22 protein-coding genes are annotated in these 25,036 nt (G+C 45.1%); 15 read left to right on the top strand and 7 right to left on the bottom strand.

Annotation, left to right across the window (positions count from 1 at the left end):
- The first annotated feature begins 171 nt into the window (after positions 1-171).
- The 7 genes from hinT to MHO32_RS03205 all read left to right on the top strand — a co-directional run bounded on the left by hinT (position 172) and on the right by MHO32_RS03205 (position 6,474).
- On the top strand, positions 172-522 hold the full coding sequence (gene hinT, locus MHO32_RS03235; protein ID WP_005446662.1) for a purine nucleoside phosphoramidase: 351 nt from the start codon (positions 172-174) through the stop codon (positions 520-522).
- Between the two features lie 128 nt (positions 523-650).
- Positions 651-2,048: a COG3014 family protein gene (locus MHO32_RS03230; protein ID WP_009698321.1), complete on the top strand. Its 1,398-nt coding sequence runs from the start codon at positions 651-653 to the stop codon at positions 2,046-2,048.
- Positions 2,048-2,440 carry a YcfL family protein gene (locus MHO32_RS03225; protein ID WP_005446667.1) on the top strand — a complete coding sequence of 131 codons (393 nt, stop codon included), beginning with the start codon at positions 2,048-2,050 and terminating at the stop codon, positions 2,438-2,440. Before MHO32_RS03230 ends, MHO32_RS03225 begins: the two co-directional genes overlap by 1 nt.
- An 87-nt stretch (positions 2,441-2,527) precedes the next feature.
- The gene (gene lpoB, locus MHO32_RS03220) at positions 2,528-3,118 is read left to right on the top strand and encodes a penicillin-binding protein activator LpoB (protein ID WP_005431666.1); all 591 of its coding nucleotides are present in this window, start codon (positions 2,528-2,530) and stop codon (positions 3,116-3,118) included.
- A gap of 43 nt (positions 3,119-3,161) precedes the next feature.
- Complete coding sequence (gene thiK, locus MHO32_RS03215) at positions 3,162-4,043, top strand: thiamine kinase (RefSeq protein WP_239210641.1); 882 nt, start codon at positions 3,162-3,164, stop codon at positions 4,041-4,043.
- A 75-nt stretch (positions 4,044-4,118) separates the two neighbouring features.
- Complete coding sequence (ycfP, locus tag MHO32_RS03210; RefSeq protein WP_005446677.1) at positions 4,119-4,658, top strand: alpha/beta hydrolase YcfP; 540 nt, start codon at positions 4,119-4,121, stop codon at positions 4,656-4,658.
- Between the two features lie 526 nt (positions 4,659-5,184).
- On the top strand, positions 5,185-6,474 hold the full coding sequence (locus MHO32_RS03205) for an NAD(P)/FAD-dependent oxidoreductase (RefSeq protein ID WP_050933599.1): 1,290 nt from the start codon (positions 5,185-5,187) through the stop codon (positions 6,472-6,474).
- Positions 6,475-6,560: 86 nt separating this feature from the next.
- Here the strand turns inward: MHO32_RS03205 and MHO32_RS03200 are convergent, their stop codons facing one another.
- The 4 genes from MHO32_RS03200 to MHO32_RS03185 form a co-directional block, all read right to left on the bottom strand.
- Entirely contained in the window at positions 6,561-7,109 is a 549-nt protein-coding gene (locus tag MHO32_RS03200) for a GNAT family N-acetyltransferase (RefSeq protein ID WP_005446680.1), read from the bottom strand.
- Between the two features lie 71 nt (positions 7,110-7,180).
- Positions 7,181-7,951 (bottom strand): peptidoglycan binding protein CsiV, encoded by a 771-nt coding sequence (locus MHO32_RS03195; RefSeq protein WP_074050253.1) that lies wholly within the window; start codon positions 7,949-7,951, stop codon positions 7,181-7,183.
- Positions 7,952-7,958: 7 nt separating this feature from the next.
- Positions 7,959-11,420, bottom strand: a complete 3,462-nt coding sequence (gene mfd, locus MHO32_RS03190) for a transcription-repair coupling factor (protein WP_239210640.1) — start codon at positions 11,418-11,420, stop codon at positions 7,959-7,961.
- A gap of 5 nt (positions 11,421-11,425) precedes the next feature.
- Entirely contained in the window at positions 11,426-11,995 is a 570-nt protein-coding gene (locus tag MHO32_RS03185; protein ID WP_009698318.1) for a PilZ domain-containing protein, read from the bottom strand.
- A gap of 264 nt (positions 11,996-12,259) precedes the next feature.
- Here MHO32_RS03185 and lolC point away from each other — a divergent pair, with 264 nt between their 5' ends.
- The 3 genes from lolC to lolE are packed head-to-tail and all read left to right on the top strand — an operon-like array spanning position 12,260 to position 15,415.
- Positions 12,260-13,468 carry a lipoprotein-releasing ABC transporter permease subunit LolC gene (gene lolC, locus MHO32_RS03180; RefSeq protein ID WP_239210639.1) on the top strand — a complete coding sequence of 403 codons (1,209 nt, stop codon included), beginning with the start codon at positions 12,260-12,262 and terminating at the stop codon, positions 13,466-13,468.
- Complete coding sequence (lolD, locus tag MHO32_RS03175) at positions 13,461-14,168, top strand: lipoprotein-releasing ABC transporter ATP-binding protein LolD (protein WP_029790268.1); 708 nt, start codon at positions 13,461-13,463, stop codon at positions 14,166-14,168. The genes lolC and lolD overlap by 8 nt, the downstream gene beginning before the upstream one ends.
- A gap of 2 nt (positions 14,169-14,170) precedes the next feature.
- The gene (gene lolE, locus MHO32_RS03170) at positions 14,171-15,415 is read left to right on the top strand and encodes a lipoprotein-releasing ABC transporter permease subunit LolE (protein WP_009698315.1); all 1,245 of its coding nucleotides are present in this window, start codon (positions 14,171-14,173) and stop codon (positions 15,413-15,415) included.
- A 197-nt stretch (positions 15,416-15,612) separates the two neighbouring features.
- Here lolE and MHO32_RS03165 read toward each other — a convergent pair whose 3' ends face one another.
- Entirely contained in the window at positions 15,613-16,122 is a 510-nt protein-coding gene (locus MHO32_RS03165; protein WP_005446692.1) for a DUF2062 domain-containing protein, read from the bottom strand.
- A gap of 8 nt (positions 16,123-16,130) precedes the next feature.
- Here MHO32_RS03165 and MHO32_RS03160 point away from each other — a divergent pair, with 8 nt between their 5' ends.
- The 5 genes from MHO32_RS03160 to kdsB are packed head-to-tail and all read left to right on the top strand — an operon-like array spanning position 16,131 to position 22,100.
- Positions 16,131-18,389 (top strand): DNA internalization-related competence protein ComEC/Rec2, encoded by a 2,259-nt coding sequence (locus tag MHO32_RS03160; protein WP_239210638.1) that lies wholly within the window; start codon positions 16,131-16,133, stop codon positions 18,387-18,389.
- A 31-nt stretch (positions 18,390-18,420) separates the two neighbouring features.
- Complete coding sequence (gene msbA / locus MHO32_RS03155; RefSeq protein WP_239210637.1) at positions 18,421-20,169, top strand: lipid A ABC transporter ATP-binding protein/permease MsbA; 1,749 nt, start codon at positions 18,421-18,423, stop codon at positions 20,167-20,169.
- 5 nt (positions 20,170-20,174) lie between these two features.
- Positions 20,175-21,182 (top strand): tetraacyldisaccharide 4'-kinase, encoded by a 1,008-nt coding sequence (gene lpxK / locus MHO32_RS03150; RefSeq protein WP_009700425.1) that lies wholly within the window; start codon positions 20,175-20,177, stop codon positions 21,180-21,182.
- Positions 21,163-21,342: a Trm112 family protein gene (locus MHO32_RS03145; protein WP_005378451.1), complete on the top strand. Its 180-nt coding sequence runs from the start codon at positions 21,163-21,165 to the stop codon at positions 21,340-21,342. Before lpxK ends, MHO32_RS03145 begins: the two co-directional genes overlap by 20 nt.
- Positions 21,342-22,100, top strand: coding sequence for a 3-deoxy-manno-octulosonate cytidylyltransferase (gene kdsB / locus MHO32_RS03140; protein ID WP_005446698.1), 759 nt, complete (start codon positions 21,342-21,344; stop codon positions 22,098-22,100). The genes MHO32_RS03145 and kdsB overlap by 1 nt, the downstream gene beginning before the upstream one ends.
- Positions 22,101-22,182: 82 nt before the next feature.
- On the opposite strand, the gene MHO32_RS03135 is transcribed toward kdsB, so the two are convergent.
- Together MHO32_RS03135 and MHO32_RS03130 are read right to left on the bottom strand one after the other, a co-directional pair.
- Positions 22,183-23,742, bottom strand: a complete 1,560-nt coding sequence (locus tag MHO32_RS03135; protein ID WP_017819023.1) for a SpoVR family protein — start codon at positions 23,740-23,742, stop codon at positions 22,183-22,185.
- Between the two features lie 11 nt (positions 23,743-23,753).
- Entirely contained in the window at positions 23,754-25,025 is a 1,272-nt protein-coding gene (locus MHO32_RS03130; protein ID WP_005446701.1) for a YeaH/YhbH family protein, read from the bottom strand.
- Between the last annotated feature and the right edge of the window lie 11 nt (positions 25,026-25,036).

The raw sequence follows: 25,036 nt of genomic DNA, 5'->3' as shown, positions 1-25,036 counted from the left end.
TTCATTGGATTGTATTGAGTTTGAGACGCACGTTTTATGACGGACACGACAAAAAAAGCTTCAACGTAACGGCTTATATTGATAATGTTAAGTGAACACTGTTTTTTATTGAGCTCGCTTTTGGCTTAGCGCATACTAAATAGGTTACACACCTTATAAAATGGAGTACCCATGGCGGAAGAAACCATCTTTAGCAAAATTATTCGCAAAGAAATCCCAGCAGATGTCCTTTACCAAGATGATTTAGTAACGGCGTTTCGTGATATTAATCCGCGTGCACCAAGCCACATTCTTATCATTCCAAATAAGCTGATCCCGACAACTAATGACGTGGAAGCCGAAGATGAAGCGATGATGGGGCGCATGTTCACGGTTGCGAAAAAGCTGGCTAAAGAAGAAGGCATTGCAGAAGACGGTTACCGTTTGATTGTAAACTGTAACTCACATGGCGGTCAGGAAGTCTATCATATTCATATGCATCTAGTGGGCGGTCGTCCTTTAGGTCCAATGGTATTGAGCTAATCTATTAGAAGTGGATGAAGCAGTTCATCCACTTCTTTATACCCAAGCACTTCGGGATGTTTGGCTCAGCCAATGTTTTGAAATTACTTGGGTATATTTCTGTGAACGACACATTTGTGGAGATAAATGTGAAACATGGTGTGAAGCTATTCGGATTGATGAGCTGGGTCCTGCTTGCTACGGGATGTGCGAACTTATCCGCTGGCAATCTGTTCAGTCATTACAGCGACCAAAATAAAGAAGTCTACCAAGCGGTGGTTGCTGGTGAATACGCCAAAGCTGAACAACTGCAATCAAGTGATGTAGGTGGCGAAATCCTTGGAAACTTTGAACAAGGAAGAATTTCGTTTCTTGCTGAGGATTACCCTACCAGCTTGAACTCATTAGAAGAAAGCGATCGTGCAGTTCGTAAACAACAAGATCGTGCAACCATTTCTGTTACGGAAACAGCAACCAGCGTTGGTTCTCTTGCCGTTAACGACAATCTAAATGAATATCAGCCTGCCGATTATGAGCTCGGCTTTTTGCATTTGTACTTAGGTTTAAACTATTTGCAAAAGAATGATCTCGAAGGTGCGCTGGTAGAAATGCGCCGTGCTAACCAAGTGCAAGAAGCAGCGAAGAAAGCACGTGAAAAGGAACTAAAACGCGCAGAGAAGGATCTTAAGAGTCAAGGCATGTCGGCGAACCTAGGTAGCGTGCTTGCAAACTACCCAGATGCGGGTAAAAAGCTAAGTTCAGTACAAAATGGCTACTTGTTCTATCTGTCGGGTCTTTTATATGAAGCGTCACGAGATTTGAATAGTGCGTATGTAGACTACCGTCGTGCCCTTGCGGTGATGCCAAACAATAAGCAAGTGATTGAAAGCACCATGTATGCCGCAAAAAAGCTCGGCATGCGTGAAGACTTACGTTTACTTGAAAAACGTTATGGTAAAGCACCTTCAGGGTTGAGTAAGTCTCAAGGTCGCGTGATCGTGATCGACGAACAAGGTGTTGTAGAAGCATTACAAGGTTGGCGTATAGATTTGCCTATATATGACAGCCGAGGTGATGGTGCAATTTACTCGCTCGCATTACCTTATTACCCAAAAAGCGGAACGCAGCGTTTTGGCGATGTGGCATTGAATGGCAGCAAATTACCATCGAGCACTTTAGTCGATGTTAACTCGATGGCTCAAAACGATTTGAACGAACGTTTAACGACGATTGTTATTCGTCAGGCAATTCGTGTTTGGGCAAAAGACCGAATTAGAAAAGAAGCAGCGAAGAAAGGCGATGACGTCGGCAACATTCTTTTCAATGTTTGGAATACATTAACTGAACAACCTGATACCAGAAGTTGGCAGACGCTCCCGGGGACGGTGAAAACGGCTTCGAAAGTGGTGAAGCCGGGCAAGCAGAGTCTTAACTTAGGTGATCAGGTGTATCAATTTGACGTGCCAGCACAACAAACCACGTTGGTTTGGGTGTCCCGTCAGGGTTCGCACTCAACAGTGTGGCATAAACAACTAGGGAGGTTGTAATGAGAGCATGGCTTATAGGCTTAGCGGTGATCATTGGTTTAGCCGGGTGTGCTGACAACACCGCAGGTATCCGAATTGATGGTCAAACTCAAAAGGTGTTTTTTAATGACAATGTTTTGGGTAGCCGTTTGTTAGTTGACAACATCACAACGACTTACGTGGATGATCGCCCACGAGGTGTCGTGCAGTTAAGCAGTAACTACAAAGGTGACCAGCACATTCTTTATCGCTTTTATTGGTATGACAATACAGGTCTGGAAGTGAACACTAAACCTGGTCCGTGGCGCAAAATGATTGTGCGTGGATTCGAACAGGTGACTCTGTCTGAAGTGACGGTGAACCCAAACGGAACACAATTTCGCGTACAAATTCGCGAAGCAGATGATAACTAACTCAACTCGAGTAACACAATTTCGGCGGCTATGCTGCTTTGCCAAGGTGGAGGCACCTTGGTATGAAACACAAACTAAGGAACTCTCATGAAAAAAAGTATTATTGCTCTTTTAGGTCTTGCCGTCATTCTGGGTGGTTGTTCAAATAAGGTCTCTTACGGTGATGCGCAAGCGACAGAAACAACAACGATTGATTTCGGCTCGACGGATCTACAAAAAATTGCTGGCGAAATGGTCGACAGCATGATGATGTCAGGTTCAGTGGCAGCAATTACTCGTGACCAACGTCCTATCGTGTTTGTTGAGCGCATCAAGAACAAAACAAGTGAGCACATCGATACTGAATCTATTACTGACACTATCTCTACTAAGATGCTGAACTCTGGTAAGTTCCGTTTTGTAGACATGGATCGTGTGGAATCTGTTCGTGAGCAACTTAACTTCCAAAACACTGACGAGCTAGTGAACCAAAGCACAGCTATCCAATTCGGTAAAATGGTCGGTGCGCAATACATGCTTTACGGCAACCTTTCTAGCATCGTGAAAAATGCAGGCAGTGACAAAGACGTTTACTACAAAATGACGATGCGCCTAATGGATCTAGAAACAGGTCTGATTGAATGGGCGGATGAAACAGAAATCCGTAAAGAGCAATCTAAGAGCCTATTTGGTCTTTAATTGATTCTTGTTGGTCATATGACCTTGAGTGGAGAAGTCATTCATGGCGTGGTTTTCTTGGCAACAAGCGAAACAGTTAGATCCGAGTTTAAATACTCTTGATGGCTTCTTTACTTCACCACCAGTGAAGGTTCAAACCGTCACTGGTGGACTTACCAATCGTTGTTGGCGGTTGGAATCTTCAGAGGGTCTTGCGTATGTCTGGCGACCAACCAGTAACGTATGCAAGACCTTTGCTATATCTCGCCATAACGAATATCAAGTGCTCAATGCAATCGCCCCGCTTAACCTCGGACCTAAACCTGTCTTTGTTCATGAGCAAGGTTTGCTAGTGGAGTGGGTTCCGGGTGAGACATTGACTAAGCCTGGTATCGATATTGATGAATTATTGCCAATCGCTGCTGCTATTCATGAATATCCGTCGACGGCGATTCCTTTGGTTCCTTTCTCTTACTTGTCACGAATTGATCACTACTGGTTAGAGCTAGGTGGTAAGTACATTGGTACAGAGTTTGAAACCTTGTATCGAAAATGGCGGTCGGAACCGAGTGTTGAACAAGTTCCCGTTGCACTGTGCCACTTCGATCTTGGTTGTTATAACTTGGTTCGTGGTGAAGAGGGGGTGAAGGTCATAGACTGGGAATACGCCGCTTTATCTGATCCAAGATTAGACCTCACTTTGATTTTGCAGCTTGCCGATGTACCAATTGAGCAGGGTGTTGCTCAGTATTGCGAGATTCGTCAAATTGATGATGTGTCTCTGTGGCTGGAAGGCGTACGTGCGTGGATGCCAAGGACCATTATGATGGCGATGTTATGGTATTTGATCGCCTACAAATTGTGGGGTGATGAACAATACTTAGACAGTGCGAATGAGTTTAAAGACTTATTATGTATGGAAGATCACTGTTTTGATAACTCATGACTTTTTCCTCTTTAACCATAAGGAAATAGTGGTAGTTTAAAGTGAAGTACCAGCAAGTCACAGGGAGAGGTACACATGATTATTTACTTGCACGGCTTTGATAGTACAAGCCCAGGTAACCACGAAAAAGTTCTTCAATTGCAATTCATCGATGATGACGTTCGTTTCATCAATTACAGCACACTTCATCCTAAGCACGATATGCAGCACTTGTTGAAGGAAGTGTCTAAGGTCATCGACCAAGCGAATGACCCAGCCCCACTTATCTGTGGTGTTGGCCTTGGCGCATATTGGTCAGAGCGTATCGGTTTTCTTTGCGGCATTAAGCAGGTGATGTTCAACCCAAACCTGCATCCAGAGAAAACGATGGCAGGTCGCATTGATCGTCCCGAAGAATATGAAGATATCGCGACCAAATGTGTCGAGCAATTCCGAACCAAAAACCAAGATCGTTGTTTAGTGATTTTATCCAAAGAAGATGAAATACATGACAATTCGAAAACTGCGGCGGAGTTGGACAAGCATTATCAGATTATTTGGGATGAGAACCAAACGCACAAGTTCAAGAAAATCTCTCATCATCTGCAAGCGATGAAGGCATTTAAGAACGCATAAATTGCCCAATAGATAAAAATTTAACTACCTTTAAACAGCACTTCAAGAAGTGCTGTTTTTGTATCTATTGGTTTTGACTCTATCGCACTGATTCTGCCAAATTTTACATTTTGTATCGATTTATCGGCTTGATTTATCGATTTAACCTTTTGTGGCACGAAAACGTTACCGTCAAGCAGATGAAAAGTAGTCAATCCGTATCCAGAGTAAGGATTTTTGTTGCCATCAAAGGATTGCTCTATATAATGAACTTGGTAAAAATAATTTGATAAATATCAAAAAAAATTGAGAGCGAGTAAGAAACTTGCCCATTTTTTGTCTGAGATCGTGTGTTTCAGGCGAATAACCCGATGGACCATAAGCCGAAAACAAGAGTAGGCAATAACATGATGGCGTCGGGATTTATCCAAAAAGTGAGCTCACCTCTAGAGACCAAAGAATTCATCGGTTGGATGTATGACCGCAGCGTAACTGTGAGTCTACGTCGAGCTGAACCCATATATTCATTTTTGTAGAGGATAACATTGTGACACGCATTATCGTTGTAGGCGGCGGTGCTGGTGGCCTTGAGTTGGCTACCAAACTGGGTCGCACTCTGGGTCGTAAGAACCGCGCGCAAATTACACTGGTAGACCGTAAAGCGAGCCACTTGTGGAAACCACTGTTGCACGAAGTGGCAACAGGCTCATTAGACGAAGGTGTGGATGCATTGAGCTACCGTGCTCATGCCAAAAACCATTGCTTCGATTTCCAAATGGGTAGCCTTCAAGACATTGACCGTGAACGTAAAGTGATCATTCTAAGTGAACTAAAAGACGAACATGGTGAACTTCTGATGCCAAGCCGTGAACTGGAATACGATATTCTGGTTATGGCAATTGGCTCTACGTCAAACGACTTCAATACGCCTGGGGTTCGTGAAAACTGTATCTTCCTCGACAGCCCTGAACAGGCGCACCGTTTCCGTAGTGAAATGAATAATGAATTCTTAAAACTGCATGCAAAAAACGGTAACGGTACGGTAGATATCGCGATCGTTGGTGCGGGTGCAACTGGTGTTGAATTATCGGCAGAGCTTCACAACGCAGTAAAAGAATTACGTACGTATGGCTTCGGCGATCTTGACTCTAGCAAACTAAATGTAAACCTAGTTGAAGCAGGTGAGCGCATTCTGCCTGCGCTTCCACCACGTATCTCTTCTGCAGCGCATCAAGAGTTGGTTAAGCTAGGTGTAAACGTGCGTACTGCGACCATGGTGACACAAGCGGACAAAGACGGTTTGACTACCAAAGATGGTGAGAAAATCCCTGCACAAATCATGGTATGGGCTGCGGGTATCAAAGCGCCTGATTTCATCAAAGGTATTGCCGGTCTAGAAACGAACCGTATTAACCAATTAGTCGTGAAAAACACGTTGCAAACCACTCGTGATGACGACATCTTCGTTATCGGCGACTTGGCTCAATGTACCCAGCCAGATGGCTCATTTGTGCCGCCACGAGCTCAGGCTGCGCACCAAATGGCAAGTCAAGCGTTCACTAACATTGTGGCTAAGCTTAATGGTCGCGAGCTTAAAGCATACGAATACAAAGACCACGGCTCTCTAGTGTCTCTAAGCCGCTTCTCAACCGTTGGTAGCTTGATGGGTAACTTAACCAAAGGCTCTATGATGGTTGAAGGTCGCATCGCACGCGTAGTTTACATTTCCCTGTACCGTATGCACCAAATGGCGCTACACGGTGTGATTAAAACGGGTTTGATGATGCTGGTTGGTCGTATCAACCGCGTATTGCGTCCAAACTTGAAACTGCACTAATTTGAATTTTTGGTTCTTTGTTGAAGATTTGGCGAGAGAATCAAATAACAAATAGAAGAAAAGCCACCGCATGTCGGTGGCTTTTTTCATTCCAAGTCATTGGGTAACAGTGAATAAACGACCCCATCTTTTGGCTTCCCATGAAAGATAAATCGGTTTCTGGCAATCGCTTCTTTCTGTGCACCAACAGACTCAATTAAAGCCTGACTGGCTGTGTTATCTAAATCACAGACGATTTCTACGCGAGTCAAATTGAGTTTAGCGAAGCAGAACTCGGCAAGCGCGCGGATTGCCTCTTGAGCGTAACCTTTGCGTTGATAACGGTCCGCAACCCAATAGCCAATGCTTGCCATATTGAAGGTATGATAAAGCTCATTGACAGCAGCCATACCAACAAGGTTATCGCTACTTCGTTCATAAATGCCAAAACCAAACGCTTCTGTTTTTACCCAGTTCAGTCGCGTAGCGAGCAAGAAATCTTGCGCATCTCTTAGTGAGACATTTTCATCACACCAATCTAACCATTGGTGTAGGGAAGGGGATTCTGCCAGTATGCGTTGTAGAATATGGGCTTCCTCAGATGGGATTAATCTGAGAGCCAAACGAGGGGTTATGATTTCAAAATCTGGACTCATACAACTTCCATGTTAGATTTCAAATAAAACAAAGCGCAGCAAGTGCTGCGCTTTGTTGTTGGTACTGTGTTTTATTGTACTCGACGAACTTGAATGATCATCCCCATTAATGGGTTATCTAAGTAGTGGGTTTCGCCACTGCGCATACGACGCTTCTGATCCATTCGGAAGCTCTTCAAGAATGTCTCTTCAGTCACAGTCGGAGAGACTTCTGCTAAGTTACCGACTTGCACGTTACCATCGACTTCGCCAAATTCTTCAGACAATTGTTCTGAAGGTTGCGATTCAATGTGAACCTCCCGAACACTCGGTTCACGTAAGTCCATCGTTGTCTCGGCAAACAAATAGTGCTGAACGTAGATTTGTAATTTGCCATCTAACTCATAAAGTGGACCTTTAACGCTTTCTTCGCTATAGCCATCGGTCGCTAAGGAATGTGCATTGCCAGTGATTGAGCTGCCATCTGGATTATATGATCCTGAAAAATCACGCCCGCCAACAATGCGGAAAACTGGTGCACTTGCTTTACCACGGTCACCTTGACGCCACGCTACGTGCTTCAATACTTTAAAGCCTGCATGGTTGTTAAGTGCTGCTTCTTGAGCGTTCAATCTGTAAGAAGAACGAGGAAGCAGGGTGACGCCTTTTGATTGACGGTAAGAATCGCTTTGTAAGCTGCCGACGTTACTCATTTCGATAGTTGGCAGTTTGTTTGGCCATGATTCACTGGTACTTTCAGCGTCGACTGCTCGCTTGAAAATAATTACTTCAATATCAAATTGACGCGCAGCCCATGATGGCATTGAGACACAAAGAAGTAATAATGGGATCAGTATTCTCATTCGACTATTAGCTCGTTGGTAATAAATTCTGTTTAAAATCATTCAGTAAGTCTTGAACAAACTGAATGCGTTTACGTCGGTCCGTCAATGGTACGCTAAACTTGAACTTAGTTGGACCTTCCATTGCAAATTTTTGCGGCTGTGATTGCAGGAGTTTAACTAAATATGCTGGGTTTATGTCAGCATCAGGGTAAAACTCGATGAAACCACCTTTGTCATGAGCTTCAATTTTCTTAGCTTTGAGACATGCAGCAGCAATTTTTAGCTCAGAGACAGACAGTAAGTTCTTCGTTGCATCAGGTAGCAAGCCGAAACGATCAATCAGTTCCACTTTTAATTCTGATAGCCCTTCTTTATCTGTCACGCTCGCGATTCGTTTGTACATAGATAGGCGAGTGTTGACGTCTGGTATGTAGTCATCTGGCAAAAGAGCTGGAATACGCATTTCGATTTCAGTTTGTTCTCGAAGTAGATCATCCAGTGAAGGCTCTTTGCCCTCTTTTAAGGCTTCAACGGCTTGTTCAAGCATTTCCATATATAGTGTAAAACCAACCGATTGAATTTGACCACTTTGTTCGTCACCCAGTAACTCACCAGCCCCGCGGATTTCAAGATCGTGGGTAGCAAGAGTGAAGCCAGCACCAAGGTCTTCCAGTGACGCAATTGCATCAAGACGCTTGATTGCATCTTTCGTTATTGCTTTTGGATGTGGCGTCAACAGGTAAGCGTACGCTTGGTGGTGCGAACGACCAACACGACCACGAAGCTGGTGCAACTGCGCGAGACCTAGGTTATCTGCTCGGTCCATGATGATGGTGTTGGCGGTTGGTACGTCAATACCTGTTTCTATGATCGTAGTACATACGAGTAAGTTGAAGCGCTGATGATAGAAATCATTCATGATGCGCTCGAGCTCGCGTTCACGCATCTGACCATGTGCAACGGTAACTCGCGCTTCCGGAATCAGCTTTTGCAAATCTTCGGCGGTTTTTTCAATCGTTTCGACTTGGTTATGTAGGAAGTAAACCTGACCACCACGCATGATTTCACGGAGTACTGCTTCGCGTACTACGGAGTCTTCGCGTTGACGTACGAAGGTCTTAATCGCCAAGCGGCGTGCTGGTGGTGTTGCGATGATCGACAAATCGCGCATGCCACTCATTGCCATGTTTAATGTGCGCGGAATTGGTGTTGCGGTAAGCGTTAAGATGTCGACATCGGCACGCATTGCTTTCACTTTTTCTTTTTGACGCACACCAAATCGGTGTTCTTCATCAACAATCAACAAGCCAAGATCTTTGAACTTAATATCGCTTGATAGCAACTTGTGAGTACCAACGACAATATCAACTTTGCCATCAGCGACATCTTGGAGAATCACTTTTTGCTCTTTTGCCGATTTAAAGCGCGACAGGACTTCTACGCGAATTGGCAAGTTAGCAAAGCGGTCGCGGAAGTTTTCAAAGTGTTGCTGTGCAAGCAGAGTGGTTGGTACTAAGACTGCCACTTGCTTACTGTTGTCTGTGGCAACAAATGCAGCGCGCATTGCGACTTCTGTTTTACCAAAACCAACGTCACCACAAACTAGGCGGTCCATGGCTTTTGCTTGGCACATGTCAGACAAGACCGCATTAATTGCCATTGACTGATCGTCGGTCTCCTCAAACGGGAAAGTTGCTTTGAAAGTTGCGTATTGACCGCGGTCGAGCTCAAATTTATAGCCCGGTTTTAGCTCTCGCTTGGCATAAACATCCAGAAGTTCTGCTGCAACGTCACGAACTTTCTCAGCAGCTTTACGGCGAGCTTTTGCCCATGATTCACCGCCTAGTTTATGCAGCGGTGCACTTTCTTCAGCTCCGCCAGAGTAGCGGCTAATCAAGTTCAGTGAAGATACGGGTACGTAAAGCTTGGCATCATTTTGATACTCAAGTGTTACGTATTCCGTTTTCATACCGCCAGCTTCAAGAGTTTGTAGGCCTATGTAGCGGCCGATACCGTGATCGATGTGCACAACAGGCTGACCCGGCTTAAGTTCAGCTAGGTGGCGTATGACGGTGTCACTGTTGACTGCTTTTTTGTCTTTACGGCGACGTTGGATAACGCGATCGCCAAGCAGATCGCTTTCGCAGATCAGCGCGAAATTTAGCTCTTCATGAATAAAACCATGTTCCGCAGCACCTAGAATTAGGCTGAAACGATCGTCAGAATCCAGCGCTTGATATAGTGAACCATGGACTACTGGGCGCACTTTAATGCCTTGCAGTAGCTCTGTTAATGCTTCACGGCGACCTTCTGACTCGACAGAGAAAACGATTTTACCCGCAAACTGTTCACTGAATTGGCGTAAACGCGCTAACGGCTCTTTGTTCTGCTGTTGAACACCAAGCTCTGCCAGAGATTGAACGGCGAGATTCTGGCGACCTGCACGTTTAACGATTTTCTCTAGGCTCAGTTGAGCTTGCGGTAGTTGTTTGAAGTGAGTGAATAGCTCATCTTTCTTCAGCCACAATTCATGTGGTGCTAACAACGGACGCAGTGGATCGATTTTCTTTTGATCGTAGCGGTAGTCAACGTCATTCAAGAAGGTATCGACTGCGGCTTCAATATCGCCGTAGGTGATCAGTTGAGAGTCATCGGGTAAATAATCGAAAAGCGTTTCTGTATGATCGAAAAATAGTGGCTGCCAATATTCGATGCCCGCCGGCCAAGTGCCTTTGGTGACTTGCATGTAAATTGACTCAGGCTCGCGGCGAGCTTCAAACTGAGAGCGCCAACGAGTACGGAAATCTTCAATAGCCGCTTTCGTCGTCGGAAATTCATGCGCAGGCAGAAGCTGGATTTGCTGAATGTCTTCGATCGAACGTTGGTTTTCTGGATCAAATGTGCGAATGGTGTCGATCTCGTCATCAAAGAAATCAATGCGATATGGATCTGAACTGCCCATTGGGAACAAATCTAGGATCGAACCTCGGCTTGCATATTCACCTGGACCAAAAACTTGATCAACGTGACGGTAGCCAGAGTTCTCCAGTTGCACACGCAGTTTTTCCAGCGAGAATTGGTCGCCCGTTTTCACCATCAAGGTGTGTTGCAGTAAGAAATCACGCGGGGACTGGCGTTGTAATACTGTGCTCACTGGCACAATGGTCACACCACGATTTTGGTTTGGCAATTGATATAAGCGTGCAATACGATCTGAGATGATCTCTTGGTGTGGAGAAAAGTTGTCGTATGGCAGCGTCTCCCAATCAGGGAATAGGCTTACAGGTTGGTCGGTAAATTGCTCAATTTCTGCTTGCAGTTTGAGCGCGATTTGCGGGTCTGGTACCACTAGCAGAGAGTGGCTAGAGTGTTGTTTTGCTAGCTCGGCAATCGCCATCGGCAATGCCGCTCCCGGTAAGTTGCCAAGCTGTTTTTTATCGCCACGCTCAGACGGATTGGTGACGGACAGAATCGTTGCTTTTGTCATGGTAATTATTTGTTATCTCGCTCTAATGAGCGCTGACGGAGTAGTTTTTGCTGTTGGTATAGTGCGGCTTTAATCAATAAATCTTGGTCAGCTTCTCGAAGTAATTTGTACTTTAGTGTGACTACATAGCCTTGCTCGGCAGATTCGCACTCTACTACCTGAGCGTAGCAGTAAATTGCTGCAGCAGGATGATCTAAGAAGAGCTTCACACGAACCAGTTGGTCTTTTTCTACGGCAGAATCGCTACGGTAGCTCAGTTGGCTTGCGCCGAATTGCGTAGTCTGGAAACGGAGTGCAATGTCATCTTGTTGCGAGAGCATAAAGCTGAGCAGTAAGTTGAGTTTAGAGTTTTGAGTATCCAGCAAATGGATGACGTGTTTTAACTCTTTGTTTTGCAGCTCCAATCTCGCGTTATCAGCTAACATATCTAAATGGCTAAATTCACTTGCGACAATAAAAGGCGCTGGAATTTCGGATTGGAAAGTCTCTTCATCTGGCAGAGCAAAGTCCGTCCCTAGCGTTTCGACGTTGATAGTCAGATTGTGGTGTACGGTAAAATATTCTTGCTCTGTCATAATTCGGTCCTTTTCTGCCATCGAGCGCTCTCATTTCATTTAGGAATGAGTAGGATAGGGGGTTGATTATCGCTAATCAGGTTAAGTTATCAAGTTTCCCCGTTTCTCTGGCTGAACTTTTTGCTGTAAATGGGGACTTATTGCATGTCGTTGACAAATTTAGCGATTATCTTGTCTTCTTCATTGTAAGAGTAAGGTAAGATAACCCGTATTAACTAGCTAAGTAATGGCTTCATAACTAGATAACCAGTTGGTTTGTCCTATATGTATCATCCTATTTCTTTGTTTATTGGCTTGCGGTACCTTCGGGGACGCTCCGGAGACCGATTTAGCCGATTTGTTTCTTATATGTCGACAGCCGGTATCACAATTGGCGTGATGGCGTTAGTGACGGTGCTTTCCGTAATGAACGGTTTTGAAGCCCAGTTGAAAGAGCGCATTTTAGGAGTGCTTCCTCATGCTGTGATTTCGCAACACGATAGTAAAACGCCTCTCAGTGAAGCTGCTCCAAAGTTCATTCAAGATATGTCGACCATAGCAAAACCAGAACCTATTGTTCGTGGTGAGGCTGTTATTCAAAGCTCTGCACAACTGACAGCTGGTTATTTAATTGGTATAGAGCCCAAACTTGGCGACCCGATTTCTAACCACCTTATCGCAGGACGTTTATCTTCTCTTCAAGCAGGTGAGTACAAAATATTCCTTGGTCACAGCTTGGCGCGCTCATTGAAAGTGTCGATGGGCGATAAAGTCCGTTTGATGGTCACCAATGCCACCCAATTTACCCCACTGGGTCGAATTCCGAGCCAACGTAATTTCACGGTAGCTGGCATCTTCAATACGGGCTCAGATGTCGATGGTCAGCTTATGATTGTTAATATGACTGATGCGGCAAAGCTGATGCGTTTACCGAAAGATACAGTCTCTGGCTGGCGTGTGTTCTTCTCAGACCCTTTTATGGTGACTGATTTTGCTGATCAGCCAATGCCTGATGGTTGGCAATGGAGTGATTGGCGAGAACAACGTGGTGAGCTTTTCCAAGCCGTCAAAATGGAAAAGAATATGATGGGCTTGATGCTTGGGCTGATCGTTGGTGTTGCGGCGTTTAACATTATTTCCGCTTTGATCATGGTGGTGATGGAGAAGCAATCTGAAGTCGCGATTCTTAAAACACAAGGTATGACTCAATCTCAAGTGATGGCGATTTTCATGGTTCAAGGCGCAAGCAGTGGTGTGATTGGTGCCATTGTTGGTGGTGCAATGGGCGTTGCTTTATCACTTAACCTCAATGCAATTCTTGAAGCGGCGGGAGTGGCACTATTTAGCTTCGGTGGTCACTTACCTATCGTGATTGATTCATTCCAAATTTTACTAGTGGTAGTGCTGGCGATTGCTCTGAGTCTAGCTGCAACTGTTTACCCGTCTTTCCGAGCATCTTCTGTTAAACCTGCTGAGGCACTTCGCTATGAATAAGCTATTAGAATGTCGTGATATTCGTAAAGTCTACCGAGAGGGTTCGTTAGATACTGAAGTGCTCAAAGGTGTAAGTTTTGATATTGATAAAGGCGAGTTAGTGTCTATTGTCGGTTCATCAGGCTCGGGTAAGAGTACGTTGCTCCACATCCTTGGAGCATTAGACGATGCATCTCAAGGAGAAGTGGATTTTCTGGGACAGAACCTGTCTGCTTTGAGCTCCAACAAACAAGCTGCATTGCGCAATAAGCATCTTGGCTTTGTGTATCAATTCCATCATCTGCTGGCTGATTTCACAGCGGTTGAAAATGTTGCAATGCCACTGTTGATTGGTGGGGCGAAAGTTGCAGATGCGAAAGCGGAAGCAAAAGCCCTTCTGGAGAAGGTGGGGTTGGGACATCGAATGGATCATCGTCCGTCAGAACTTTCTGGTGGTGAGCGCCAACGTGTGGCTATCGCACGAGCTTTGGTCAATAAGCCTGACTTGGTTTTAGCAGATGAGCCGACTGGTAACTTAGATCACAATACGGCGCTAGCGATTTACGACTTAATGCGTGAGTTAAATCAGGAGTCGAATATTGCTTTCTTAGTTGTCACTCATGATAACGAGCTGGCCGCGAAAATGGATCGCCAAATGCATATGCAAGATGGTTTGCTGGTGGATCGTTTTACCACAGACACAGCAACCGTGGAGGGCTAATTTTGTTTTCATCTTTAGCATTGATGATTGGTGGACGTTTCAGTCGCGCTAAAAAGCGTAACAAGATGGTATCGTTCATTTCTCTTTCCTCCACCATCGGTATTGCGGTTGGCGTAGCAGTCATCATCATTGGCTTATCTGCGATGAATGGCTTTGAACGAGAGTTACAGTCTCGTGTGCTTTCTGTGATTCCACATGGTGAGTTAGAGGGGGTGAATGGTCCACTGCACAACTATACCAAAACCATGAAGCAAGCCCTAAGTCATGAGCATGTGGTTGCTGCCGCACCTTATGTTCGGTTTACGGGGTTAGCAGAAAAGGGCAGTAAGCTAAAAGCAATAGAAGTTCGCGGTGTGGATCCAGCTTTTGAGCAAGCTGTTTCTAGTATGTCTGACTTTATTGACCCACAGGCGTGGCAAAATTTTTACTCAGGTCAACAGCAAGTGATTCTTGGGCGTGGTGTCGCCAATGAGTTAAAGGTCGATGTTGGTGACTATATTACTTTAATGATCCCGCAATCAGGCAGTACGAATAAGGTACAAGCCCCAAAGCGAGTCCGAGTCAAAGTCGCTGGTTTTTTAACGCTTAACGGTCAAATAGATCATTCATTAGCGCTAGTACCGCTCAAGGATGCTCAAGCCTATGCTCGCTTAGGTGATGGCGTTACAGGTATTTCGCTGAAAACGGATGATGTGTTGAATGCACCATCAATTGTACGTGAAGTCGGTAGCCGAATTGATGTTTATGTTTACCTAAAAAGCTGGCAACAACAATTTGGCTTTTTGTACCGTGATATCCAACTTGTTCGTACCATTATGTACCTGGTAATGGTGCTAGTGATTGGTGTCGCGTGTTTCAATATTGTCTCGACATTGATGATGGCGGTTAAAGATCGCGCGGCTGAGATTGCGATTCTTCGTACTATGGGTGCAAAAGACAGTTTGATTAAGCGTATCTTCGTTTGGCAAGGCGTATTCTCGGGCGTATTTGGTAGTCTTGCGGGTAGTGTCGTTGGCGTTCTTGTCGCTCTCAACCTCACACCGATTATTAAGGGGTTGGAAGCCTTAATTGGTCACCAATTTCTTTCGGGGGATATCTACTTTGTCGACTTCTTACCATCGCAATTGCATTGGCCAGATGTTGCTTTGGTTTCCATTACGGCGATTATCTTGAGTTTGTTGGCAACATGGTACCCAGCCTCCCGTGCAGCGAAACTTAATCCAGCGGCGGTATTGAGTTCCAAGTAATCTACAAAGCTCAGCGAACAGTTCGCAAATAACAGACAACAAAAAAAGGACCGATTATTATCGGTCCTTTTTATCTATATCGTTGCTATCTCTAATTGGCTCGATGCGTTTCATACTTGAGTTACATCACCTTTCATTTCTAACGTTAACTGTTTTCCATTCAACGCGCCATAACCTGCCAACTGGTGAATAAGCGCTTATCGTACTTTACGCTTTTGCCAGCTTCTCACGACTGAATAACGCCAAAGACCACGAATACCGAAATAACCAATGATTGCTGACACTACGCCACAGATCGCGCAGCCAAGTAAGAACGGAGGTCCTATGGTGTTCATTTGCTGCATGATGAATTCCCACGACAATTCAAAGTGGAATGGTTGTGGTGGTACATGCATGACCAAGGCACCAAGCTTGTAAGCAAAGTAGAACAGCACTGGCATGGTAATTGGGTTACTGATCCAAACAAGTGCGACTGATAGAGGCAAGTTAACACCAAGCATGATGGCAAGACCTGCCGCCATGATCATCTGACTCGGAAGCGGGACAAACGCCATAAACAGACCAACAGCAAAAGCACCAGATGCAGAGCGACGATTTAAACACCACAAGTTTGGGTTATATAAAACGTTGCCGAAGACCTTTAGTGCTTTTTGGCGTTTGATCATTTCATGATCTGGCATGAAGCGTTTTATCAGCTTTCTAGGCATAGGACGACATGACTCTCTTAGAAAAAAGTTTGACCTTGGCTTTATTTGTAGCGAGCGTTATTTCGTCTGCATGGTGGCCGACGATACCAGATTGGCGTTGGTTGCTGCTGGGAATAATTGCCACTGGCTCAATAATAAAATTACGACGTGGCTTATTGAGCATAGGCGTAATTTCGGGCTTTATGGTTGTCATTATCCACGGCAATGTTATGGAGCATCAAAGACAAGCCCTGTTTCAAGCAGGGGTGAATATTACCATAAATGGCAAAGTTGACAGCCCTTTTACGCAAATAAGTCACGGATATGAAGGAATTGCGCGTGTCCATCAGGTGAATTCTCAAAACTTGTTACCTTTTTTTAAACCGAAAATCCGGTTGATAACGCCTTTCCCACTCGCCGTTAACAGTGAGTTCACTACCGAAGTGACAATTAAACCCATCTTTGGGCTCTTAAACGAAGCAGGTCATGACGCCGAAAAGCAGGCAGTAGGAAAGGGCATTGTGGCAAGGGCGACCGTTTCAAAGGATTCAGCGTGGCTTATTCGTGAGCGATCATCATTAAGAACGCAAATTATCGCCGTCGTTCATAAGCACATTGTTCAGCTTGAACACTTCGCTCTTATTCGTGCTTTGGCGTTTAGTGACCGTACGCTTCTGTCTCGATATGACTGGCAACTCCTACGTGATAGTGGCTTACTGCATTTGGTCTCGATTTCGGGTTTACATATAGGAATGGCGTTTGCTTTTGGTATGAGCTTTGGGGTTGTTGTTAGGTACGCTTTGCCAAAATTTGTCTTTTTACCTTCCTTGTTTGGGCTTGCTACTGCTTTTTTGTATTCATGGTTAGCAGACTTCTCTTTGCCTACGACTCGAGCTTTTTCAGTATGTTTGATTTACTTGTTATTAAAGTCTGCTTTGATTTATTGGAGCGCTTGGCGCGTGCTGCTCCTTGCTGTAGCAATACAGTTGTGCATCGAGCCGTTTTCTGCACTCACTATGAGCTTTTGGCTGTCTTATCTCTCTGTTATCGCCGTTTTATTTGCAGTGAATTGTGTACAACATAGCCGTGGCAATTGGATTAGGAAACTAGGTACCTTATTCAAAATTCAGTTAGTACTCACTGTGTTGATCATTCCGATTAGTGGGTTGTTTTTTGCCGGGACGAGCCTCTCCTCTATTTTATATAACCTCATTTTTATCCCTTGGTTCGGTTTTGTTGTCGTTCCACTGATGTTTGTTGCACTTATCATTACCCCGTTTTCAGTGCACTTGGCGAACATGCTGTGGCAGTGGTTAGATTGGATGCTTGTACCCCTTACTTGGTCTTTGCCATTTGCTTTGGGGAGTTGGCAATCTCTTAGCTCACAGGCAACGTTGTGGGTGCTGGTATTGGGCGTTTGTGTGCTTTCGATGCGATTTTTAAATCGAGAAACCTCAGGCGTTTTGTTCTTGGTCATCACAAGTCTGGCGTTGTGGTATGAACGAAAATCCGATGGTTGGCGTATTGATGTGTTAGATGTTGGGCATGGACTTGCAGTGCTCCTAGAAAAAGACGGTGAAGTGCTTTTATATGACACGGGTAAAACATGGGCTTATGGAAGTATTGCTGAACAAGTTATTGCTCCTATCTTGTATCGTAGAGGGTTCGGTTCTATCGACATGTTTGTCGTCAGTCACGCCGACTCAGATCATGCTGGAGGACGAGCATATATCGAAAGGCACTTCGCCCCAGTTCGTAAGTTTAGTAGCCAAAACTATGCTAACTACCAACCTTGTATTGCAGGGGAACGATGGAAATGGCAAGCGCTAGAATTTGAAGTTCTTTGGCCGCCAAAGTTGGTTAAACGTGCATATAACCCACATTCATGCGTGATTCGTGTTGTCGATACCAAAATGGATTTTAAGTTGCTATTAACGGGCGATATTGAAGCCGTTAGTGAATGGATCTTGGTGAGAAAACCCGATCAGTTAAAAAGTGATGTTGTGATTGTCCCGCATCACGGAAGTAAGAGCTCTTCTAACCCCAAGTTTGTTGAAGCGATTGCCCCAAAACTGGCGATCGCATCTCTGGCAAAAGGGAATCAGTGGGGAATGCCTGCAAATAACGTGGTTCTAGCGTACGAGAACGCCAATGCGAAATGGCTGGATACGGGGAATGGCGGTCAAATAAGCGTCCTTATTGAGCAAGAGAATTGGTATTTTGAAACGAAACGAAGTGAGACATTTGACCCTTGGTATAGGCAGATGCTGCGTAACGGAGTAGAATAAGAGTCTTAATGTAAGAAAATAAAGCACTTCTATGTCAACAAATACTGATGAAACGACTTGGCAGACGTTTAAGCGTCTTTGGCAATTTATCCGTCTTTATAAATCTGGTCTGATCGTTGCTGTTATAGCATTGGTTGTTAATGCTATCTCTGATACTTATATGATCTCTCTATTGAAGCCGTTGCTCGACGAGGGGTTTGGTAACGCAGAGTCAGATTTTTTACGAACACTCCCGCTTATTGTCTTTGCCATGATGTTTATTCGTGGCGTAAGTGGATTTGTTTCCACTTATTGTTTGAGCTGGGTATCCGGTAACGTGGTAATGCAAATTCGCCGCATGGTGTTTAATCATTTTATGCATATGCCTGTTTCTTATTTCGATAAAGAAAAAACAGGCAATCTACTTTCTCGAATTACTTATGACTCTGAACAAGTTTCAGCGGCGACTAGTTCTGCGCTAGTTAGCATTGTGCGTGAAGGTGCAAGCATCATTGGTTTGTTGGTTCTGATGTTCTATAACAGCTGGCAATTGTCTTTGGTTTTGTTTGCTGTTGCACCTGTTGTTGCTTTTGGTATTAGCGTTGTTTCTAAGCGATTCAGAAAGATCTCGAGAAACATGCAGACGATGATGGGCAATGTGACTGCCTCTGCAGAGCAAATGCTGAAAGGTCACAAAGTAGTACTGAGTTATGGCGGCCAAGATATCGAAGGTAAACGCTTCGAGAAAGTAAGTAACCAAATGCGCCAACAAAGCATGAAGTTGGTGACAGCTCAAGCAGCGGCAAACCCAATCATCCAGATGATTGCGTCTATTGCTATTGTTGTGGTGCTTTATCTTGCAAGTATTGACTCAATTAAAGACCAGTTAACGCCGGGTACATTTACTGTTGTATTCTCTGCGATGTTTGGTTTGATGCGTCCATTGAAAGCACTAACAAACGTAACGTCACAGTTCCAACGTGGTATGGCGGCGAGCCAAACCTTGTTCGCTCTTGTGGATTTGGATACAGAAAAGAACGAAGGCAAATTCACTGTCGAGCGAGCAAAAGGCGACGTTGCAGTGAAAGATGTAAGCTTTACCTATGAAGGTTCTGAAAAGCCTGCATTGGAAAATGTCAGCTTTGATATTCCACGAGGCAAAACAGTTGCCTTAGTGGGGCGCTCAGGTTCAGGTAAGAGTACCATTGCGAATTTGTTTAACCGTTTCTACGATGTAAGTGGCGGTGCTATCTCACTTGATGGTCATGATATCCGTGACTATGAGCTGAAAAACTTACGTGAGCAGTTTGCTCTGGTTTCGCAAAACGTGCATCTGTTTAACGATACGATTGCGAACAATATTGCTTACGCAACAGAAGGCAAGTATTCACGTGAAGACATTGAACGCGCAGCCAGCCTAGCTCACGCGATGGAGTTCATCAGTAAGATGGATGGTGGACTCGACGCGATGATAGGTGAGAACGGTGCAAGCCTTTCTGGTGGGCAGCGTCAACGTGTAGCAATTGCTCGAGCTTTATTACGTGATGCGCCAGTTCTTATTCTTGATGAGGCAACATCTGCTTTAGATACCGAATCTGAACGTGCCATCCAATCTGCTCTGGATGAGCTACAGAAAGACAAAACCGTATTGGTGATTGCCCACCGCCTATCTACGATAGAGAATGCAGATGAAATTTTGGTTGTGGACGAAGGTGCAATTGTTGAGCGTGGTAGCCATGCCGATTTAATCGCGAAAGATGGCGCTTATGCCCAACTTCACCGAATCCAATTTGGTGCTTAAGCGCTGTGATTGAAAAAATCTGGTTCGAAAACCATCCTCTCAAGTACTTACTGTGGCCGCTACTGTGGCCACTTAGTCTGTTATTCGGTGCAATTAGTAAGTCTAAGCGACAACAATACCAATCTGGAAAAAAACAAGCGTATAAAGCGCCTGTACCTGTTGTCGTTGTTGGTAACATTACTGCTGGTGGGAACGGCAAAACCCCAGTTGTGGTGTGGCTGGTAGAGCAATTGCAGCAACTTGGTTTTAAGCCTGGAGTGGTGTCTAGAGGCTATGGCGCAAAAGCGCCGCAATATCCGTTATTGCTTGATGATAGTACGCCTGCTAAACATTGTGGTGATGAACCTAAGCTTATCTATCGCAGAACTGGCGCACCAGTGGCAGTGGATCCAGTCCGTGCTAATGCAGTGAAAGCATTACTAGAAGTGGGCGTTGATATCATTGTTACGGATGATGGGCTTCAACATTACGCGCTTGAGAGAGATATCGAGTTTGTTATTGTTGATGGTAATCGTCGCTTTGGTAATGAAAGCCTTATACCGCTTGGCCCGCTTCGCGAAGGGGTAGAGCGTCTTTCTAACGTCGATTTTATTATCACAAACGGTGGTCAAGCTCAGCAAAACGAAATGCCAATGTCTTTAGCGCCATCGAAAGCCGTTAATTTAAAGACAAAACAGCAAGTCGAGGTGAGCGAACTGCAAGACCTCGTTGCATTTGCTGGGATCGGACATCCGCCACGATTTTTTAATACACTTAATGCGATGAACGCTGACGTTAAAGTAACGAAGGGTTTTGCCGACCATCAAGACTTTGACCAGCAAGAATTGCACGCATTGGCTCAACAAGGGGCGAATGTGATTATGACAGAAAAAGATGCCGTCAAATGTGACAGCTATGCGCAAGATAATTGGTGGTATCTGCCTGTTTCTGCTCAGTTTGAATCAAACGATGCAGAGCGAATTTTAAATCGAATAAAAGAGGTTAAAGCGACTTATGGATCACCGTCTGCTTGAGATTGTAGCTTGCCCTGTGTGCAAAGGTAAGCTGACGTACGATAAAGATAATCAAGAGTTGATCTGCAAATTGGATCGCCTTGCTTACCCAATAAAAGAGGGTATTCCTGTTCTGCTTGAGCCAGAAGCTCGAACCATGAGCATGGACGAGGGACGCTAATGTCTTTTACGGTTGTCATTCCTGCACGCTATGCGTCAAGCCGCTTACCAGGTAAGCCATTGGCAGATATTGGTGGTAAACCTATGATCCAATGGGTTTACGAGCAAGCGTTACAAGCGGGTGCAGAAGATGTGATTATTGCAACTGACGATGAGCGAGTGTCAGTGGCAGCAGAGCAGTTTGGTGGCAAGGTTTGTATGACCTCGCCAAACCACGAATCTGGCACTGAGCGACTAGCCGAAGTAGTAGAGAAAATGGCGATTCCTGCAGACCATATTGTGGTGAATGTTCAGGGTGATGAACCATTGATTCCGCCGTCTATCATTCGCCAAGTGGCTGATAACTTAGCAGGTTGCGATGCGCCCATGGCAACGCTTGCGGTGGAGATCGAATCGGAAGAGGAAGTCTTCAACCCGAATGCGGTAAAAGTGGTCGCGGATGAGCGTGGCTATGCCATGTATTTTAGCCGAGCAACGATTCCATGGGATCGTGACAACTTTGCTAAACAAGACAAAACGATCGCGAACCCATTGATGCGTCACATCGGCATCTACGCTTACCGTGCTGGTTTTATCAATACCTATGTGAATTGGCAGCCAAGTGCACTTGAACAAATCGAGTGCCTAGAGCAGCTTCGCGTACTTTGGTACGGCGAAAAGATCCATGTGGAAGTTGCAAAAGAAGCGCCAGCAGCCGGTGTGGATACGCCAGAAGATTTAGAAGCAGTACGTGCGATTGTCGCTAAGCAAGCACAATAAGCTTGGTATTGATTTCAAAATTAGAAAAGGCTCCTCATTGAGGAGCCTTTTTGTATCTACGATAGATTGGAAGCTGTATCGGTTAGATATTGGTGTCGTACTGATTGCGTTTCGGACATGTTGAGAGGATCTCTCTGTGTCCGGTGTCTTTGACTTCTTCCAAAATCACGTCGAAGCCCCACAAGCGATATACATGCTTAAGTACTTCTTCATAACTGTTATCCAAAGGAATGCGGTTATGGGGGACATATTGCAGCGTTAATGAGCGGTCACCGCGGACATCTACGTTAAACACCTGAATATTTGGCTCTAAATTCGCCAAGTTATATTGCGCAGCTAGCGTTTCACGAATGCGTCGGTAACCCATCTCATCGTGAATGGCGGCAACTTCGATGAAGTTTTTACGATCATCGTCATTGATGGCAAACAACTTGAAATCACGCATGAGCTTCGGTGATAAGTATTGGCTAATAAAGCTTTCATCCTTGAAGTTATGCATGGCAAAGTGAACCGCGTCTAACCAGTCTGTTCCTGCTAGTTCAGGGAACCACTCTTTGTCCTCGTCTGTTGGTTCTTCACAGATACGTTTGATATCGCGGAACATCGCAAAACCAAGCGCATAAGGGTTGATACCACTAAAGTAAGGGCTGTTATATGGTGGCTGTGCAACCACACTAGTGTGGCTGTGTAGAAATTCGAGAATGAATTTCTCAGACACCAAACCCTCATCATAAAGGTGATTAAGAATGGTGTAGTGCCAGAATGTTGCCCAGCCTTCGTTCATGACCTGAGTTTGTTTTTGAGGATAGAAGTATTGGCTTACCTTACGCACGATACGCACAATCTCACGTTGCCATGGCTCAAGCAGAGGAGCATGTTTTTCAAAGAAGTAGAGCAGGTTCTCTTGTGGCTCGCTAGGGAAACGGACTTTAATGTCTTCTTCTTTTGTTTTCGATTGTGGAACGGTACGCCATAACTCGTTCACTTGCGATTGCAGGTAAGCTTCACGCTCTTCCTGACGCGCTTTCTCCTCGTTAATTGAAATCTTTTCAGGACGTTTATAACGGTCAACGCCGAAATTCATAAGTGCATGGCAAGAGTCTAGAAGCTGCTCGACTTCGTGCACACCATAACGCTCTTCACATTCCGCAATGTAGTTCTTCGCAAACAATAGATAATCGATGATAGAGCTGGCATCGGTCCAAGTTTGGAACAGGTAATTGCCTTTAAAGAACGAGTTGTGCCCATAGCATGCGTGAGCAATAACCAGTGCCTGCATAGTGATGGTGTTCTCTTCCATCAGGTAAGCGATGCATGGGTTTGAGTTAATGACGATCTCGTAAGCTAGACCCATTTGACCGTGCTTATAGTTCTGCTCTGTTTGGATGAACTTTTTACCAAATGACCAGTGGTTGTAGTTGATGGGCATACCGATGCTTGAGTATGCGTCCATCATTTGCTCTGAGGTGATGACTTCGATTTGGTTAGGGTAGGTGTCGAGACGATAATGCTCCGCGACACGCTTGATTTCCTTGTGGTAACGCTCCAGCAGTTCAAATGTCCAGTCTGGACCATCTGGCAGCATATTATCTCTACGTTTCTTCGAGGCTTCCCCCGAAAGGTTTGTCGTTGCGGTATTCATCGCTAGCCTCCTTACGCATTTTCTTTTTGGAATAGTTCACGGAAGACTGGGAAGATATCCTCCACAGAGCGGATGTTTTTCATAGCGAAGTTTGGAAAGGCTTCGGAAAGCTTTTCATACTCATGCCACAGCGTTTGATGGGAACGTCTAGTGATCTCGATGTATGAATAGTACTGACAATTTGGCAGTAACTTATTGACGAGTAGGTCACGACAACGGGGTGAGTCGTCTGCCCAGTTATCGCCATCGGATGCCTGAGCCGCGTAGATGTTCCATTGACCCACAGGGTAGCGGTCTTGAACGATCTCATTCATCAGCTTGAGCGCGCTCGATACGATAGTGCCCCCCGTTTCTTGCGAATAGAAAAACTCGTGCTCGTCGACTTCTTTCGCTTGGGTGTGGTGGCGAATGAAGACCACTTCAACATTCTCATACGTGCGAGTTAAGAAAAGATACAAAAGCACATAGAAGCGTTTTGCAATGTCTTTGGTGGCTTGATCCATAGAACCGGATACGTCCATTAGACAGAACATGACCGCTTGGCTCGATGGCACAGGGCGCTTCTCATAGTTCTTGAAACGTAAGTCGAAGGTATCAATGAAGGGTACGCTTTCGATTTTCTTACGTAACTCTTCGATTTCCTTCTTCAAGCGATTTTCTTCGAGCTGTTGTGCAGGCTCAATGTTCTTGATGCGAGTTAGTTCATCCTCTAGCTCGTTAAGAAGACGTTTTTTACCTGCTGTCATTGCGGTGCGTCGCGCCAGAGATTGTTGTAACGAGCGAACGACGGCAATGTTGGATGGAATACCCGCGGTTTGATAACCCGCGCGATGGGTCTTCCACTCTGTGATTTTGGCAATTTGGTTTTTCTCGAGATTTGGTAGCTCTAAATCTTCAAATAAGATGTCGAGATATTCATCTTTTGAAATTTGGAAAACGAACTCGTCTTGACCTTCGCCGTCGGGGCTAGCATTGCCTTCACCAGCTCCGCCGCCTTGACCTCCACCTTTCGGACGTTCAATTTTATCACCCGTGATAAATTGGTCGTTGCCAGGGTGCACACGGTCACGTACACCCCCTTTACCCTGATGAAACATAGGTTCGTTAATGTCTTTGTGCGGTATTGCGACGTCTTCGCCCGTTTCCGTGTTCGTGATCGAGCGTCGATTCACTGCGTCAGCTACCGACTCTTTAATCTGCTCTTTATGGCGCTTCAAGAAGCGCTGTCGATTAACAGCGCTCTTGTTCTTGCCATTGAGCCTTCGGTCTATAAATTGCGCCATGAAATAGCCCT

The organism is Vibrio sp. MMH1-50 (genome assembly GCF_022347645.1).
GTDB classification, from domain to species: Bacteria; Pseudomonadota; Gammaproteobacteria; order Enterobacterales; family Vibrionaceae; genus Vibrio; species Vibrio harveyi.
This window is presented reverse-complemented; position numbering and strand designations above follow the sequence as displayed.